Annotated in this window: 14 protein-coding genes; 13 read left to right on the forward strand and 1 reads right to left on the reverse strand. The window is 66.9% G+C overall.

Features of this window, described 5'->3' with window-relative positions; genetic code table 11:
• Nucleotides 1-39: 39 nt before the first annotated feature.
• From ACQR03_RS03665 to dhaK, 11 genes are read left to right on the forward strand one after another with little or no spacing between them, the layout of a single operon-like run.
• Nucleotides 40-1,002: a carbohydrate ABC transporter permease gene (locus ACQR03_RS03665; protein ID WP_315712570.1), complete on the forward strand. Its 963-nt coding sequence runs from the start codon at nt 40-42 to the stop codon at nt 1,000-1,002.
• Nucleotides 999-1,952, forward strand: coding sequence for a carbohydrate ABC transporter permease (locus ACQR03_RS03670; protein WP_315712568.1), 954 nt, complete (start codon nt 999-1,001; stop codon nt 1,950-1,952). Before ACQR03_RS03665 ends, ACQR03_RS03670 begins: the two co-directional genes overlap by 4 nt.
• Nucleotides 1,949-2,167, forward strand: a complete 219-nt coding sequence (locus ACQR03_RS03675; protein ID WP_434840964.1) for a hypothetical protein — start codon at nt 1,949-1,951, stop codon at nt 2,165-2,167. The genes ACQR03_RS03670 and ACQR03_RS03675 overlap by 4 nt, the downstream gene beginning before the upstream one ends.
• Before the next feature lie 4 nt (nt 2,168-2,171).
• Nucleotides 2,172-3,284: an ABC transporter ATP-binding protein gene (locus ACQR03_RS03680; protein ID WP_434840965.1), complete on the forward strand. Its 1,113-nt coding sequence runs from the start codon at nt 2,172-2,174 to the stop codon at nt 3,282-3,284.
• A complete protein-coding gene (locus tag ACQR03_RS03685) occupies nt 3,277-4,287 on the forward strand; it encodes an ABC transporter ATP-binding protein (RefSeq protein ID WP_315749851.1) in 1,011 nt (336 codons plus the stop codon). Before ACQR03_RS03680 ends, ACQR03_RS03685 begins: the two co-directional genes overlap by 8 nt.
• Before the next feature lie 3 nt (nt 4,288-4,290).
• Nucleotides 4,291-4,902: a dihydroxyacetone kinase subunit DhaL gene (gene dhaL, locus ACQR03_RS03690; RefSeq protein WP_315712561.1), complete on the forward strand. Its 612-nt coding sequence runs from the start codon at nt 4,291-4,293 to the stop codon at nt 4,900-4,902.
• Nucleotides 4,899-5,297 carry a dihydroxyacetone kinase phosphoryl donor subunit DhaM gene (gene dhaM, locus ACQR03_RS03695; RefSeq protein WP_284416623.1) on the forward strand — a complete coding sequence of 133 codons (399 nt, stop codon included), beginning with the start codon at nt 4,899-4,901 and terminating at the stop codon, nt 5,295-5,297. Before dhaL ends, dhaM begins: the two co-directional genes overlap by 4 nt.
• A 12-nt stretch (nt 5,298-5,309) precedes the next feature.
• Nucleotides 5,310-5,612, forward strand: coding sequence for an HPr family phosphocarrier protein (locus ACQR03_RS03700; protein ID WP_315749853.1), 303 nt, complete (start codon nt 5,310-5,312; stop codon nt 5,610-5,612).
• Between the two features lie 2 nt (nt 5,613-5,614).
• Nucleotides 5,615-7,234 carry a phosphoenolpyruvate--protein phosphotransferase gene (gene ptsP, locus ACQR03_RS03705; protein ID WP_315749855.1) on the forward strand — a complete coding sequence of 540 codons (1,620 nt, stop codon included), beginning with the start codon at nt 5,615-5,617 and terminating at the stop codon, nt 7,232-7,234.
• The gene (locus ACQR03_RS03710; RefSeq protein ID WP_315712557.1) at nt 7,231-7,683 is read left to right on the forward strand and encodes a hypothetical protein; all 453 of its coding nucleotides are present in this window, start codon (nt 7,231-7,233) and stop codon (nt 7,681-7,683) included. The genes ptsP and ACQR03_RS03710 overlap by 4 nt, the downstream gene beginning before the upstream one ends.
• A complete protein-coding gene (dhaK, locus tag ACQR03_RS03715) occupies nt 7,680-8,669 on the forward strand; it encodes a dihydroxyacetone kinase subunit DhaK (protein WP_315749856.1) in 990 nt (329 codons plus the stop codon). Before ACQR03_RS03710 ends, dhaK begins: the two co-directional genes overlap by 4 nt.
• Nucleotides 8,670-8,681: 12 nt before the next feature.
• Here the strand turns inward: dhaK and ACQR03_RS03720 are convergent, their stop codons facing one another.
• On the reverse strand, nt 8,682-9,458 hold the full coding sequence (locus tag ACQR03_RS03720; RefSeq protein ID WP_316170368.1) for a GntR family transcriptional regulator: 777 nt from the start codon (nt 9,456-9,458) through the stop codon (nt 8,682-8,684).
• Nucleotides 9,459-9,524: 66 nt separating this feature from the next.
• Here ACQR03_RS03720 and ACQR03_RS03725 point away from each other — a divergent pair, with 66 nt between their 5' ends.
• The gene (locus tag ACQR03_RS03725) at nt 9,525-10,844 is read left to right on the forward strand and encodes a M20 family metallopeptidase (RefSeq protein ID WP_316170369.1); all 1,320 of its coding nucleotides are present in this window, start codon (nt 9,525-9,527) and stop codon (nt 10,842-10,844) included.
• On the forward strand, nt 10,844-12,394 hold the full coding sequence (locus ACQR03_RS03730) for an ABC transporter substrate-binding protein (protein ID WP_316170370.1): 1,551 nt from the start codon (nt 10,844-10,846) through the stop codon (nt 12,392-12,394). The genes ACQR03_RS03725 and ACQR03_RS03730 overlap by 1 nt, the downstream gene beginning before the upstream one ends.
• The last annotated feature ends 9 nt before the right edge of the window (nt 12,395-12,403 follow it).

A 12,403-nucleotide genomic window follows, 5' to 3' on the forward strand; every position in this document is an offset into this window, starting at 1 on the left:
CACCGCCAGCCCGAAGCCGCCAGTGAAGCAGCCCCTCGCATGACCGACCAAACCGGACTGAGCAGCCTCGTCGACCGCGCCGCCCTGGTGACGCCGCCCGCCGTGGCGGGGCGCGTGCGCGGCCTGTCCGAGCGCGCCATCGCCTGGCTATTCATCATGCCGACCATGCTGCTGCTGCTCGCGATCAACATTTTCCCGTTGATCTGGACCATCCGGCTGTCCTTTACCAATTATCGCGCGAACCGTCCGAACGCCACCGTGCTCGATATCGGACTCGCCAACTACCAGTCGATCCTGACCGATCCGGACGTCTGGGCGGCGATGACGGTGACCGCGCGCTTCGTGTTCTGGACCATCCTGATCCAGACCCTGCTGGGCTTTACGCTAGCCTGGCTGATCGACAAGAAGTTCCGCGGCCACGGCCTGTGGACCACCTTGATCCTGCTGCCGATGATGCTGTCGCCGGCTGTGGTCGGCAACTTCTGGACGTTCCTCTACCAGCCGCAGATCGGGCTCTTCAACTACGTCATCTCCGCCGCGACGGGCGCGCCCGCATCGTCTTTCCAGATGCTGGCGCAAGTGCCGCTCGCGCCCTGGGCGATCGTCATCGTCGACACCTGGATGTGGACGCCTTACGTGATGCTGATCTGCCTTGCAGGTCTCCGCTCGATTCCCGACTACATCTATGAGGCGGCCGAGGTCGATCGCGCCTCGCCGTGGCGGCAGTTCTGGTCGATCACTTTGCCGATGGCGCTGCCGTTCATCATGCTGGCGGTGCTGTTCCGCGGCATCGAGAACTTCAAGATGTTCGACATGGTCAACCTCCTGACCGGCGGCGGTCCAGGCTCGACGACCGAGGTCGCCTCGATCACCCTGAAGCGGGAGGCGTTCGAGAAGTGGCGGACCGGCTATTCCTCGGCCTTCGCCATCATCCTGTTCGTCACCGTGTTCGGCCTCGCCAACATCTACGTCAAGGCGCTCAACCGGGTGAAAAGCCGATGACCGGTCTCGCAACCGCCCATTCCGTCGTCGATCCGTCGCCGCTGACCAAGCGGATCGCGGCAACCGTGGTGATCGCCTATGCGCTGATCACTCTGGTGCCGCTGCTGTGGATCTTCATGACCGGATTCAAGTCGCCGTCGGACGCGATCGCCTATCCGCCGAAGCTCGTCGCCGAGCCGAGCCTGGAGGGCTATTGCAACCTGTTCACGACCCGGACCCGGCAGGCGCCGGAGTACATGGCCAAGCTGCCGCCGGCTGCCAGTCTGTGCGACCGCATCTCGCGCGGCCGCAACATGGTGGTCGCGGGTCCATCGAACTACATCCCACGCTACGTGAATTCGCTGGTGATCGCGTTCGGCTCGACGGCGCTGTCGGTCGTGCTCGGCACGCTGGCGGCCTACGCGTTCTCGCGCTTCAAGGTGCCGTTGAAGGATGATCTGCTGTTCTTCATCCTGTCGACCCGGATGATGCCGCCGATCGCGGTCGCGATCCCGATCTACCTGATGTATCGCGAGCTCGGCCTGTCCGACACGCGGCTCGGCATGATCCTGCTCTATACGTCCGTCAACATCTCGCTCGCGGTCTGGCTGCTCAAGGGATTCATGGACGAGATCCCGCGCGAATACGAGGAGGCGGCGATGGTCGACGGCTACACCCGCCTGCAAGCCTTCTTCAAGGTCGTGTTGCCGCAGGCCACCACCGGCATCGTCGCCACCGCGATCTTCTGCCTGATCTTCGCCTGGAACGAATATGCCTTCGCGGTGCTTCTGACCTCGGGCACGGCGCAGACCGCGCCGCCCTTCATCCCGATCATCATCGGCGAGGGGGGGCAGGACTGGCCGGCGGTCGCGGCGGGCACCACGCTGTTCCTGATCCCGATCGTCGTGTTCACGGTGCTGCTGCGAAAACATCTGTTGCGCGGCATCACCTTCGGAGCGGTGCGCAAATGAGCGAGATGGCACAAGATCAGCCGGCCGATTCGGCGCACTCGCGCTGGCCACGGGCGTTGCGGCGCGGCCCGATGGAGACGCTGGCGACGATCCTCATTGCGGCTGGCGTGCTGATGCTGCTGCAGCCGTTCGCACTGGTGCTCTACACCTATTCCTTCATCACCACGCTCGCCGGCGTCGTGATGTTCACCATCGTCTCCAAGTTTCCGGACTGACGCCATGGCCGAGATCCGGATCGAGAATCTGTTCAAGGAGTTCGGCGGCTTTGCCGCCGTGCGCGGCACAAGCTTTACGATCGCCGACGGCGAGTTCTTCTGCCTGCTCGGTCCGTCCGGCTGCGGCAAGACCACGACGCTGCGCATGATTGCAGGCCTGGAGCTGCCGACCTCGGGGACGATCAGGCTCGGCGGCGAGGACGTCACCTTCCGCCGCGCACGCGAGCGCGACATCGCCATGGTGTTCCAGCTGTTCGCGCTCTACCCGCACATGAACGTGCGCCGGAACATCGCTTTTCCCCTGGTCTCGATGGGGGTGCCCAAGGGGGAGATCCGGCGGCGGGTCGAGGAAGCCGCGCGCATCCTGCGCATCGACCATCTGATCGACCGTCCGGTGAGCGGGTTGTCGAGCGGCGATCGCCAGCGCGTCGCGCTCGGCCGCGCCATCGTCCGCGAGCCGAAAGCGTTCTTGATGGATGAGCCGCTCGGCGCGCTCGATGCGGAGTTCCGTCACATCATGTGCGGCGAGCTGCGCGCCCTGCACGACCGGCTCAAGGCCACCACCGTGTTCGTGACTCACGACCAGCTCGAGGCGATGTCGATGGCCGACACGATCGCGGTGATGAACCGCGGCGTCGTGGAGCAGCTCGGAACGCCCCAGGAGATCTACGACCGTCCCGCCACCATGTTCGTCGCAGACTTCATCGGCTCGCCGGCGATGAACTTCATCCGCTTCGCGGGCAGGCTTGGCGCCGGCGCGAACTGCGTGCGGATCGACGGTGCCGAGATCGGTGTGCCCGAGCTGCGCGAGGATGCCGGGAGCGATGAGCTGATCCTCGGCGTGCGGCCGGAGCAGGTGGCGCTCAGCGCCGAAGGCGTGCTGCGCGGCGAGGTGTTCGGCGCCGAATATCTCGGCACCACCCAGATCATCACCGTCACGACGTCTCATGGCATCGTCAAGGCGCGCGCGCCCGCGGCGGTCCGGGTGCAGCGTGCGGAGCCGGTCGGGCTCAGCTTCCGCGCCGACCGGCTGTCGCTGTTCGACGCCGCCACGGGCCGCGCGGTCCGCACGGCGCTGTATGAGCAGCCGGTGAGAGGAGGGCGCCATCATGGCTGAGACGCGGCTCAACGCCGTCAGCAAGTCGTTCGGTTCCAAGCCGGCGGTACGGGATTTGTCGCTGACCATCCGCGATGGCGAGCTCGTCGTGCTGCTCGGGCCGACCGGTGCCGGCAAGACCACGACATTGCGGCTCGTGGCCGGCCTCGAGATGCCGGATCGCGGCAGCATCACCATCGGCGGTGTCGACCAGACGAAGGCGACGCCGGCCGCGCGTGACGTCACGTTCGTGTTCCAGCAATATTCGCTCTATCCGCATCTGTCGGTGTACGACAATCTGGCTTTTCCACTGCGCTCGCCGGTGCGCAAGATTGCGGAGGCTGAGATCAGGCGCATCGTCGGTGACGTCGCGGCGATGCTGCGGATCGAGGACAAGCTCGGCAACCGCGCTACTCAGCTCTCCGGCGGCCAGATGCAGCGCGTGGCGATTGGCCGCGCGCTGGTGCGCAGACCTGCGATCGCGTTGCTAGACGAGCCGCTGTCCTCGCTCGACGCCAAGCTGCGTTCCGAGCTGCGCATCGAGCTCAAGCGTATCCAGCAGGATCTCGGCGCCACCATGCTCTACGTCACCCACGACCAGATCGAGGCGATGACGCTCGCCAACCGCATCGGCGTGATCGAGCAGGGCCGGCTGGTGCAGGTCGGCAGCCCGCGGGAGGTCTATGAGGATCCGGCCAATACCTATGTGGCGACCCGGCTCGGCAGTCCCGGCATCAATCTGCTGCCGCGCGGGCTGTTTCCGGATCTTGCGGTGCCGGGCGACGTCGCGACGATCGGCGCGCGCACCGAGCACATGACGGTCCGGCGCGCCGAGAGCCGTGCCGACGCACGGGTGAAATGGATCGAGCATCTCGGCGATCAGAATCATCTGCATATCACGCTGCAGGACCAGACCATCGTCAGCCTGGTGGAGCCGGATACGGAATTGAAAGTCGGCGACTCCGTCGCTATCGAGTTCACCCGGCCGCTGCTGTTCGACCGGGCGGGCCAGCGGGTGAGATAGACAATGGACCAGGCGTTCAAGCGCAAGGTGATCGTGGCGATGGCCGATGTCATCATCGCCCATGCCGAGGAACTGACCGCGCTCGACTCGGCGATCGGCGACGGCGATCACGGCCTCAACATGAAGCGTGGCTTCGAGGCCGTGCTCGCCGAAGTGGACAATATCTCCGCCAAGCCTCTTCCCGAGGCGCTGAAGGCGGTCGGCATGGCGCTGGTCATGAAGGTCGGCGGTGCGTCCGGTCCGCTCTATGGCACGCTGGCGATGGGACTTGGCAAGGCGCTGCCATCAGAGCCCTCTGCCGCCGAAGCGGCGGCGGCGCTCGGTCGCGCCATCGCGGACGTCAAAGCGCGTGGCAAGTCGGAAGCAGGTCAGAAGACCATGCTCGACGTCTTGATCCCTGTGCAGGTCGCTTTTGCGGCCGGTGGCGACGATCTCGCCGCTCGGCTGCCCGCGATCGCTGCCGAAGCCGCCGACGCGACGGTGCCGATGCTGGCGATCCGCGGCCGCGCTTCGTTTCTCGGCGAGCGCTCGATCGGGCACATGGATCCCGGCGCGCGCTCGTCCAGCCTGCTGGTGCAGGCGATCTGCGGCGTATTCAATGAGGCCTGGACATGAGTGAGCAGAAGAATGTCGGCATCGTCATCGTGTCGCATTCCGCCAAGGTGGCGGAAGGCGCGGCCGACATGGTCCGGCAGATGGTCGGCGACAGCGTGCCGCTCGCGGCGGTCGGCGGCAATGCCGATGGCGGGCTCGGCACCGATGTCGGCGCCATCATGGGCGCGATCGACAAGGCATGGTCGGAGTCGGGCGTTGCGATCCTGGTCGATCTCGGCGGCGCCGAGACCAACAGCGAGATGGCGGTGGAGATGATGCCGGAGGAGCGGCGCGAGCGCATCGTGATCTGCAACGCGCCGCTGGTCGAGGGCGCCGTGATGGCGGCGACGGAAGCTTCCGGCGGCTCGCCGCTCGATGCGGTGCGCGCGACCGCCGAAGAGCTGATGGGCGGATGAGCGGGAACGACAATGGCTGACGGTGGAGAGATCGGCATGCAGGAAGCGAAGGCGCACGCGCTGCTGACCAACGAGGTCGGGCTGCATGCGCGGCCCTCGGTCAAGCTGACCCAGCTCGCCAAGCGCTTTGCGTCGAGCATCGAAGTCGCGATCGCGGCCGACGGGCCCTGGACCGACGCCAAGAGCCCGGTGAAGATCATGCGCGTCAAGGCCGCCAAGGGCGAGACGCTGTTCCTGCGCGCCAATGGAACCGATGCCGAGGCCGCCATCGCCGCGCTGGTCGATCTGGTGAACCGCAAGTTCGACGAGGAGTGACGATGGAGCGGCGTATCTTCGGGCGGGCGGCGTCGGACGGGATGGCCATCGGGCCCGCGGCGATCCTGCATGCGCTGGAGGGCGCCAGCCGGACGAAAGGGGCGATCGCCGAGGAGCATGAAGCGCTCGCCGTAGCGGTCGCGCATGCGCGCGAGGCCGTGGCCGAGCTGATCGACAGGCTCGAAGGAGACGCGGCCGAGCTGATCGGCTTTCAGCTCGCGCTGCTCGAAGACGATGCGCTGACCGAGGCGGCTTACGTCCAGATCGAGGGCGGCGTCGCTGCGGATGCGGCTTGGCGTGCGGCGATGGCGGAGGAGATGGCGGGGTATGAGTCCGCTGAGGACGAATATTTCCGCGCCCGCGCCGGCGACCTCGCCGACATCCGGGATCGCGTGCTGCGACACTTGTTCGGCTTGCAGCAGAACGGCAAGTTGCCGAAGGGGGCGATCGTCGTTGCGCGTGATCTGGCGCCATCGGCTTTCCTCGCCATCGAGTGGACGAATGGAGGGGGCATCGCGCTCGGCGAGGGCAGCCCGACCAGCCATGTCGCGATGTTGGCGCGCAGCCGCGGCGTGCCGATGGTGGTCGGGCTCGGTCACGATTGGGACAAGCTGACAGGGGATTTGCTGGTCGATGGCGGTCGCGGTGTCGTCATTGCCGATCCCAGTGCGCAGCGTATCGCTGCCGCCCGGGCGGAGGATGCGACCGCCTCGCGCCGCAAGGCGGACGCGATCGCGCGCCAGCACGAACCGGCACTGACGCGCGACGGCACCCGCGTCTCGGTGCTCGTCAACATCTCCGGCCCTGCCGACATGACGCTGCTTCCGGCCGCAGCCTGCGACGGCATCGGCCTGGCACGCACCGAGTTTCTCACCGGCAACCTGCTTCACGACGAGGAGGCACAATATCACGCCTATGCCGAGCTCGTGCGCTGGGCCGAAGGCCGGCCGGTCACGATCCGCACGCTCGATGCCGGCGGCGACAAGCCGATTCCGGGCTACACGATCGATGGCGAGAGCAACCCGTTTCTCGGCCTTCGTGGCCTCCGTCTGTCCTTGCGTCACCCCGAGATCTTCCGCGTTCAACTGCGCGCGCTGGCTCGCGCCGCTGCGCTCGGACCGCTCAAGGTGATGCTGCCGATGGTGACCAATGCAGCGGAGCTGGACGTGGCGCGTCGCCATCTCCGCGCCGTGCTCGCCGACTTGGCCGCCGGCAACGTCGCGTTCGCCGCGCCGGCCTTCGGAATGATGGTCGAGGTGCCGGCTGCTGCGTTGGCAGCGCATGACTTCGCTGCGGACTTCTTCTCGATCGGCACCAATGACCTGACCCAATACGCGACCGCTGCTTCGCGTGACGGCGCCGAGGTCGCCGACTATGCTGACGTGCTGCATCCCGGGGTGCTGGCGATGATTGCCCATGTGGTGCGCGCTGGTCGCGCGCGGGGCGTGGAAGTCTCGATCTGCGGCGACGCCGCCGGTGATGTCAGAGCCATGCCGGCGCTGCTTGAGCTCGGTGTGCGCGCGCTGTCGGTCGCGCCGGGCCTGCTGCCGCTGGTGAAGGCGGCGATCCGCGAGCTTGACCTCGCCAAGGGCACGGAAAAGACCGCGGAAGAGGGCGCATGAGTGACCAGGATGCATCGGGGGCCGCGAGTCCGCTCGCCGAATACAAGGCGATCCTGCGCGCGGTGATCGACAGCCGTCCCTCCGGTACACGGCAGCGGCTGGCGGAGGCGATCGGCAAGAATCGCAGCTTCATCTCGCAGATCGTCAATCCGGCCTATGCGACGCCGATCCCGCTGCAGCATCTCGAGACCATCTTCCACATCTGTCACTTCTCGCCGCATGAGCAGCAGGCTTTTCTGACCGCCTACCGCGCCGCCCATCCGGGCCGGCTGGACGAGGTCGAGGCGCAGCGGCCGATGCGGCGCCTCGTGGTCGAGCTGCCGGACTTCGGCGACCCCGCGCTCAACGCCCATGCCGACCGCATCATCACCGGCGTCGCGCGCGGCATCACCGCGCTGATCTCAGCCAACGAAAACAACGACGACGCCGAACCGGGAGGGAAGCCATGAAGAAGCTGATCAACGCCGTTTCCGACGTGCTGACCGAGAGCCTGCAGGGTTTTGCCGCCGTGCATGGCGACATCGTCACGCTGGGCGAGGACAACAAGTTCGTTCGCCGCAAGAGCCTCAAACCGGGCAAGGTCGCGCTGATCTCCGGCGGCGGCTCCGGCCATGAGCCGCTCCACGCCGGCTTCGTCGGGCCGGGCATGCTCGATGCCGCCTGTCCGGGCCAGGTTTTCACCTCGCCGACGCCTGACCAGATGCTCGCGGCCGCGCAGGCCGTGGACACCGGCGCGGGCGCGCTGTTCATCGTCAAGAACTACGAAGGCGACGTGATGAATTTCGCGATGGCCGCGGAGATGATGGAGGGCAAGGTCGCGACCGTCATTACCGACGACGACGTCGCGGTCGAGACCTCGACCTATTCGACCGGCCGCCGCGGCGTTGCCGGCACGCTGATCGTGGAGAAGATGCTGGGTGCTGCGGCCGAGCAGGGCCGCGATCTCGACGCGCTGAAGGCGCTTGGTGACGACGTCAACAGGCGCACCCGCTCGATGGGCGTGGCGCTGACCTCATGCACGGTGCCGGCCGCGGGCAAGCCGACCTTCACGCTCGGCGAGGACGAGATGGAGATGGGGGTCGGCATCCATGGCGAGCCCGGCAGGCGCCGGGTCAAGCTGGCGTCCGCGGACGCCATCGCCGAGGAGATGATGGGCGCGATCCTGGCCGATCTTGCAGCGAAGCCCGGGACTCCGTGCCTGCTGCTGGTCAACGGCTTCGGGGCTACGCCAGCGATGGAGTTGTACGTGATGGCCAATGCGGCGCGGCGCATCCTGGAAGGGCGCGGGCTCGCCATCGCGCGCGGGCTGGTCGGCTCCTACGTCACCTCGCTCGACATGGCCGGCTGCTCGCTCACCGTGACCGCGCTCGATGATGCATCGCTGGGACTGTGGGACGCGCCGGTGCACACCGCGGCGCTGCGCTGGGGCTGCTGAAGCGATACGTGCTCAGCGGATCTCGTTCGAGTAGTAGTGTTGCGCCGTCGTGGCGCGGTGCTGGCTGAGGATCGCCAGCGCGCCGGTCTGGTCGTAGGCCTCCTCGTCGATCACCAGCACGGCGCTCGGAGCGGGCAGGCCGAGCAGCTTGCGGTCCTCCTTGGTGGCGACCTCCGCCGTCACCTTCTCGCGCACCGCGGCGATCCGGATGCCATAGGCCTCGAGCAGATGCCGGTAGATCAGGGCAGGGACCTTCTTCGGCTCGGCCGGAAATCCCGCCACGCGGCTCGCGACCATCGAGATCCGCGAATGCAGCACCGGCGCGCCAGCGACGCGGCGGATGCGATGAAGATGCAGCAGCGGCCCGCCCTCGGCCATCGCGAACAGCGCGGCTTCGCGTGACTCGGCGGCGCGTGTCGTCACCGACAGCACCTCGGCCTCCGAGTGCAGCAGGCTGCCGTCCGCGGCGAGCAGGCGGAAGTACTGGAAGAAGAAGCTGAGCCCATGCTGCGACGCGCGGCCCGTCACCACCGTGCCGGTCTTGCGCCGGCGCATCAGCATGCCGCCCGCGGTGAGATCGGCCAGCGCGCGGCGGATGGTGCCGACGGCGACGCCATATTGATTGGCGAGCGCGACCTCGCCGGGCAGCACTGTGCCGGGCGGCATGTCGCCGATCAGGATCGCCTCGGCGATCTGGCGCTTGACATGCTCGTAGAGCGGCACCGGCAGCGCGCCCGGACCCGCCCCCACCCCGTCTGCCGCTTTGCTGGCCACAGCTGCCTTTTTCATGGAATTGACAAACGCCGCGTCGTGAATTCTATTTCTATATAGAATATAGGATAGAGCTGGCGGCAAATGATTTCTGAGGGCATTCCAGCGGACCGGGGCGCGCGCAGCCTGGCCAGCGCTTTTGCCGCGATCGACGCCATGGCCGAGACGGCGGTCGAGGACCTGCGGAAGATGGTGGCGGTCGACACCAGCTTTCCTCCGGGGGCCGGCTACGATGCATTTGCCGACGTGATGGAGCAGCTCGCTGCCCCGCTGGCACTGGATAGCGAGCGCGTGATCGTTCCGGAGGACCTATGGCGCGCACCGGGGGCGCGCGGATCGCGGACGAATCTGATCGCACGGCGCCGCGCCGGCAGACCGGTGCTCGGGCTCTATTTCCATGTGGACACGGTACCGGCGGCGCCCGGCTGGGCCACCGATCCGCTGCAGCTGAGCCGCGACGGTGACCGTCTGATCGGACTCGGCGCGGCCGACATGAAGGGATCGATTGCGGCGGCGCTGCTCGCACTCCGCGGCGCGCAGCAGACTGGATTGCCGCTGGCCTATGATCCGATGTTGCTGCTGTGCACGGACGAGGAGGCAGGGCTTTATCCCGGCGTGCGTTACCTTGCCGAGCAGGGCCGTCTCGAAGGGCATATTCTGAATTTCAACGGCAGTGCCATGCCGCGGATCTGGGCCGGCTGCTTCGGCCTGTTCACGCTCACGGTGCGGGTTCACGGCAAGGCAGCGCATGCCGGCGAGCAGCGCCGCGCCGGCGCCAACGCGATCGAGGCGGCGCTGCCGATCCTCAATGCGCTCGCGGCCCTCGAGCCGGTCATCGCGCAGCGGACGTCGGCGTTGCCGCCACCGCCGCAGGCGGCTGGACCGCTCGCCGCGAGCCTCGACATCTCAGCCATTCATGGCGGCCAATGCGGCGGACAGATCCCCTCGCTGGTCGAGATTCTCCTGTGCCGCCGATACACGCCCGAGGAGGACTTCGCCGCTGCACGCCGCGAGATCGAAACGGCCGTCCGGCAGGCGGCCGGCACCCTCGACGTCGAGATCATCCTCACCGGCCATCTGATGCCGACATCCGATCCCGGCGGGCCGCATTGGTCGCGCTGGCAGCAGGCGCTGTCGGCCGGCTTCGGCTATGCCGCGGAAGACTTCGCTCGCTGGGGGGCGGCCGGCTGCTCCGATTTCGGCTGGGTGCAGCAGGCCACGGGCGTGCAGGAGGTGCTGCTCACGGGCCTCGGCAGGCCCGATAGCCGCATTCATGCGCCGGGCGAATCCACGACGCTCGCCGACATCGTCGCATTGGCGAAATCGGTGCTCGCCTATCTTGCAGCCGAGTTCCGTCCCGAACTCTGTCCCGAAGCCATCACGCCTGAAAAGGACTTCGCCTGATGCCGTCCGTGACCCGTCGTCATTTCCTTGCCGGCTCCGCGCTCGTGCTTGGTGCTCTGCCGCAAGTCTCTCTCTCTGCCGAGGTGCCGAAGCACGGCGGCGTGTTGCGGATCTCGGTCGACCAGGGCGCGGCGGTCATTCATCCGCTGCTCGCGCGTGTCAATCCGGAATACCTCATCACCGAGCTGCTCTATTCCAACTTGACCCGGTTGAAGCCGGACATGTCGGTCGAGCCGGACCTCGCCTTGTCGTGGCAGGCCGGCGCGGGGCTCACCGAGTGGACGTTCAGGCTGCGGCCCAATCTCAGTTTCCACGACGGCTCGCCGCTGACGGCGGAGGATGTCGTCGCGACCTTCAAGGCGATCCTCGATCCGAAGACCGCATCACCGGCGCGCACCAATGTCGGCCCGATCAAGGATGTCGCTGCCGTCGATGCGTCGACCGTGCGGTTCACGTTGTCGGTTGCCTTTGCCGATTTTCCGGTCGCGCTCGCCTACAACAATGCGCGCATCGTGCCTGCGAAAGTCGTTGCTGCCGATCTCGCCAGCCTCGCCACAAAGGCGAATGGTTCAGGGCCGTTCAAGCTCGTGTCCTATGAGCCGGACCGCAAGATCGTCGTCGAGCGCAACCCGGCGTATTACGATCCGGCGCGGCCTTTGCTCGATCGCGTCGAGATTCTCGTCTATCCCGACCGCACCGCCGAAGCATCGGCTCTGATTTCGGGCGACATCGATCTCATGTTGTCGACCACGCCCGGCGAATATGAGCGGCTCGGCAAGGCCAGCGGCGTCAAGGCGGTGCGGGTCCCCTCGGGGCAGTTTCTGAACGTCAACATGGGCTGCGATCAGAAGCCGTTCAACGACGTTCGCGTGCGCCAGGCGCTGGCGCTGACCATCGATCGCGAGGCCATGGCCGGCTTCGTGGCCGGCGGCTACGGCACGCCCGGCAACGACACGCCGCTGAGCCCCGCCTACCGGTTCTATCAGGACAGCAAGCTGAAGAAGCCCGACATCGCGAAAGCCAGGCAATTGCTCGCCGATGCCGGCTATCCCTCCGGCATCGACCTGACGATGGTGGCATCCGACAAACCGGACACGCGCACGCAGCTTGGCGTTGCGATCCGTGAGATGGCGGCACCGGCCGGCTTCCGCATCAACGTTCAGACGATGCCGCACGCGACCTATCTCGACCAGGTCTGGAAGAAGGGCAATTTCTACGTCGGATTCTACAACATGCAATCGACCGCCGACGCGATCTTCAAGCTGCTCTACACCTCGGATGCCGCCTGGAACGAGACACGCTGGAACAATGCGCGCTTCGACGAGATCGTCAATGCGGCGCGTAGCGAGACCGACGATGCCAATCGCGCCGCGCTCTATGCGCGGGCCCAGACGATGATGAGCGAGGAGGTGCCGTCGGTCATTCCGGTCTTCTTCGACATCCTGGCGGCGCAGCGCGCCTATGTGGAAGGATACCAGCTGCATCCGCGCGGATCGGTGTTCCGGCTCGATCTCGTCTCGCTCGGCGCAGGCGCGCCCAGGCGCAGCTGAGACGGGATC

It is taken from the genome of Bradyrhizobium sp. HKCCYLS3070 (assembly GCF_051167575.1).
Taxonomy (GTDB): domain Bacteria; phylum Pseudomonadota; class Alphaproteobacteria; order Rhizobiales; family Xanthobacteraceae; genus Bradyrhizobium.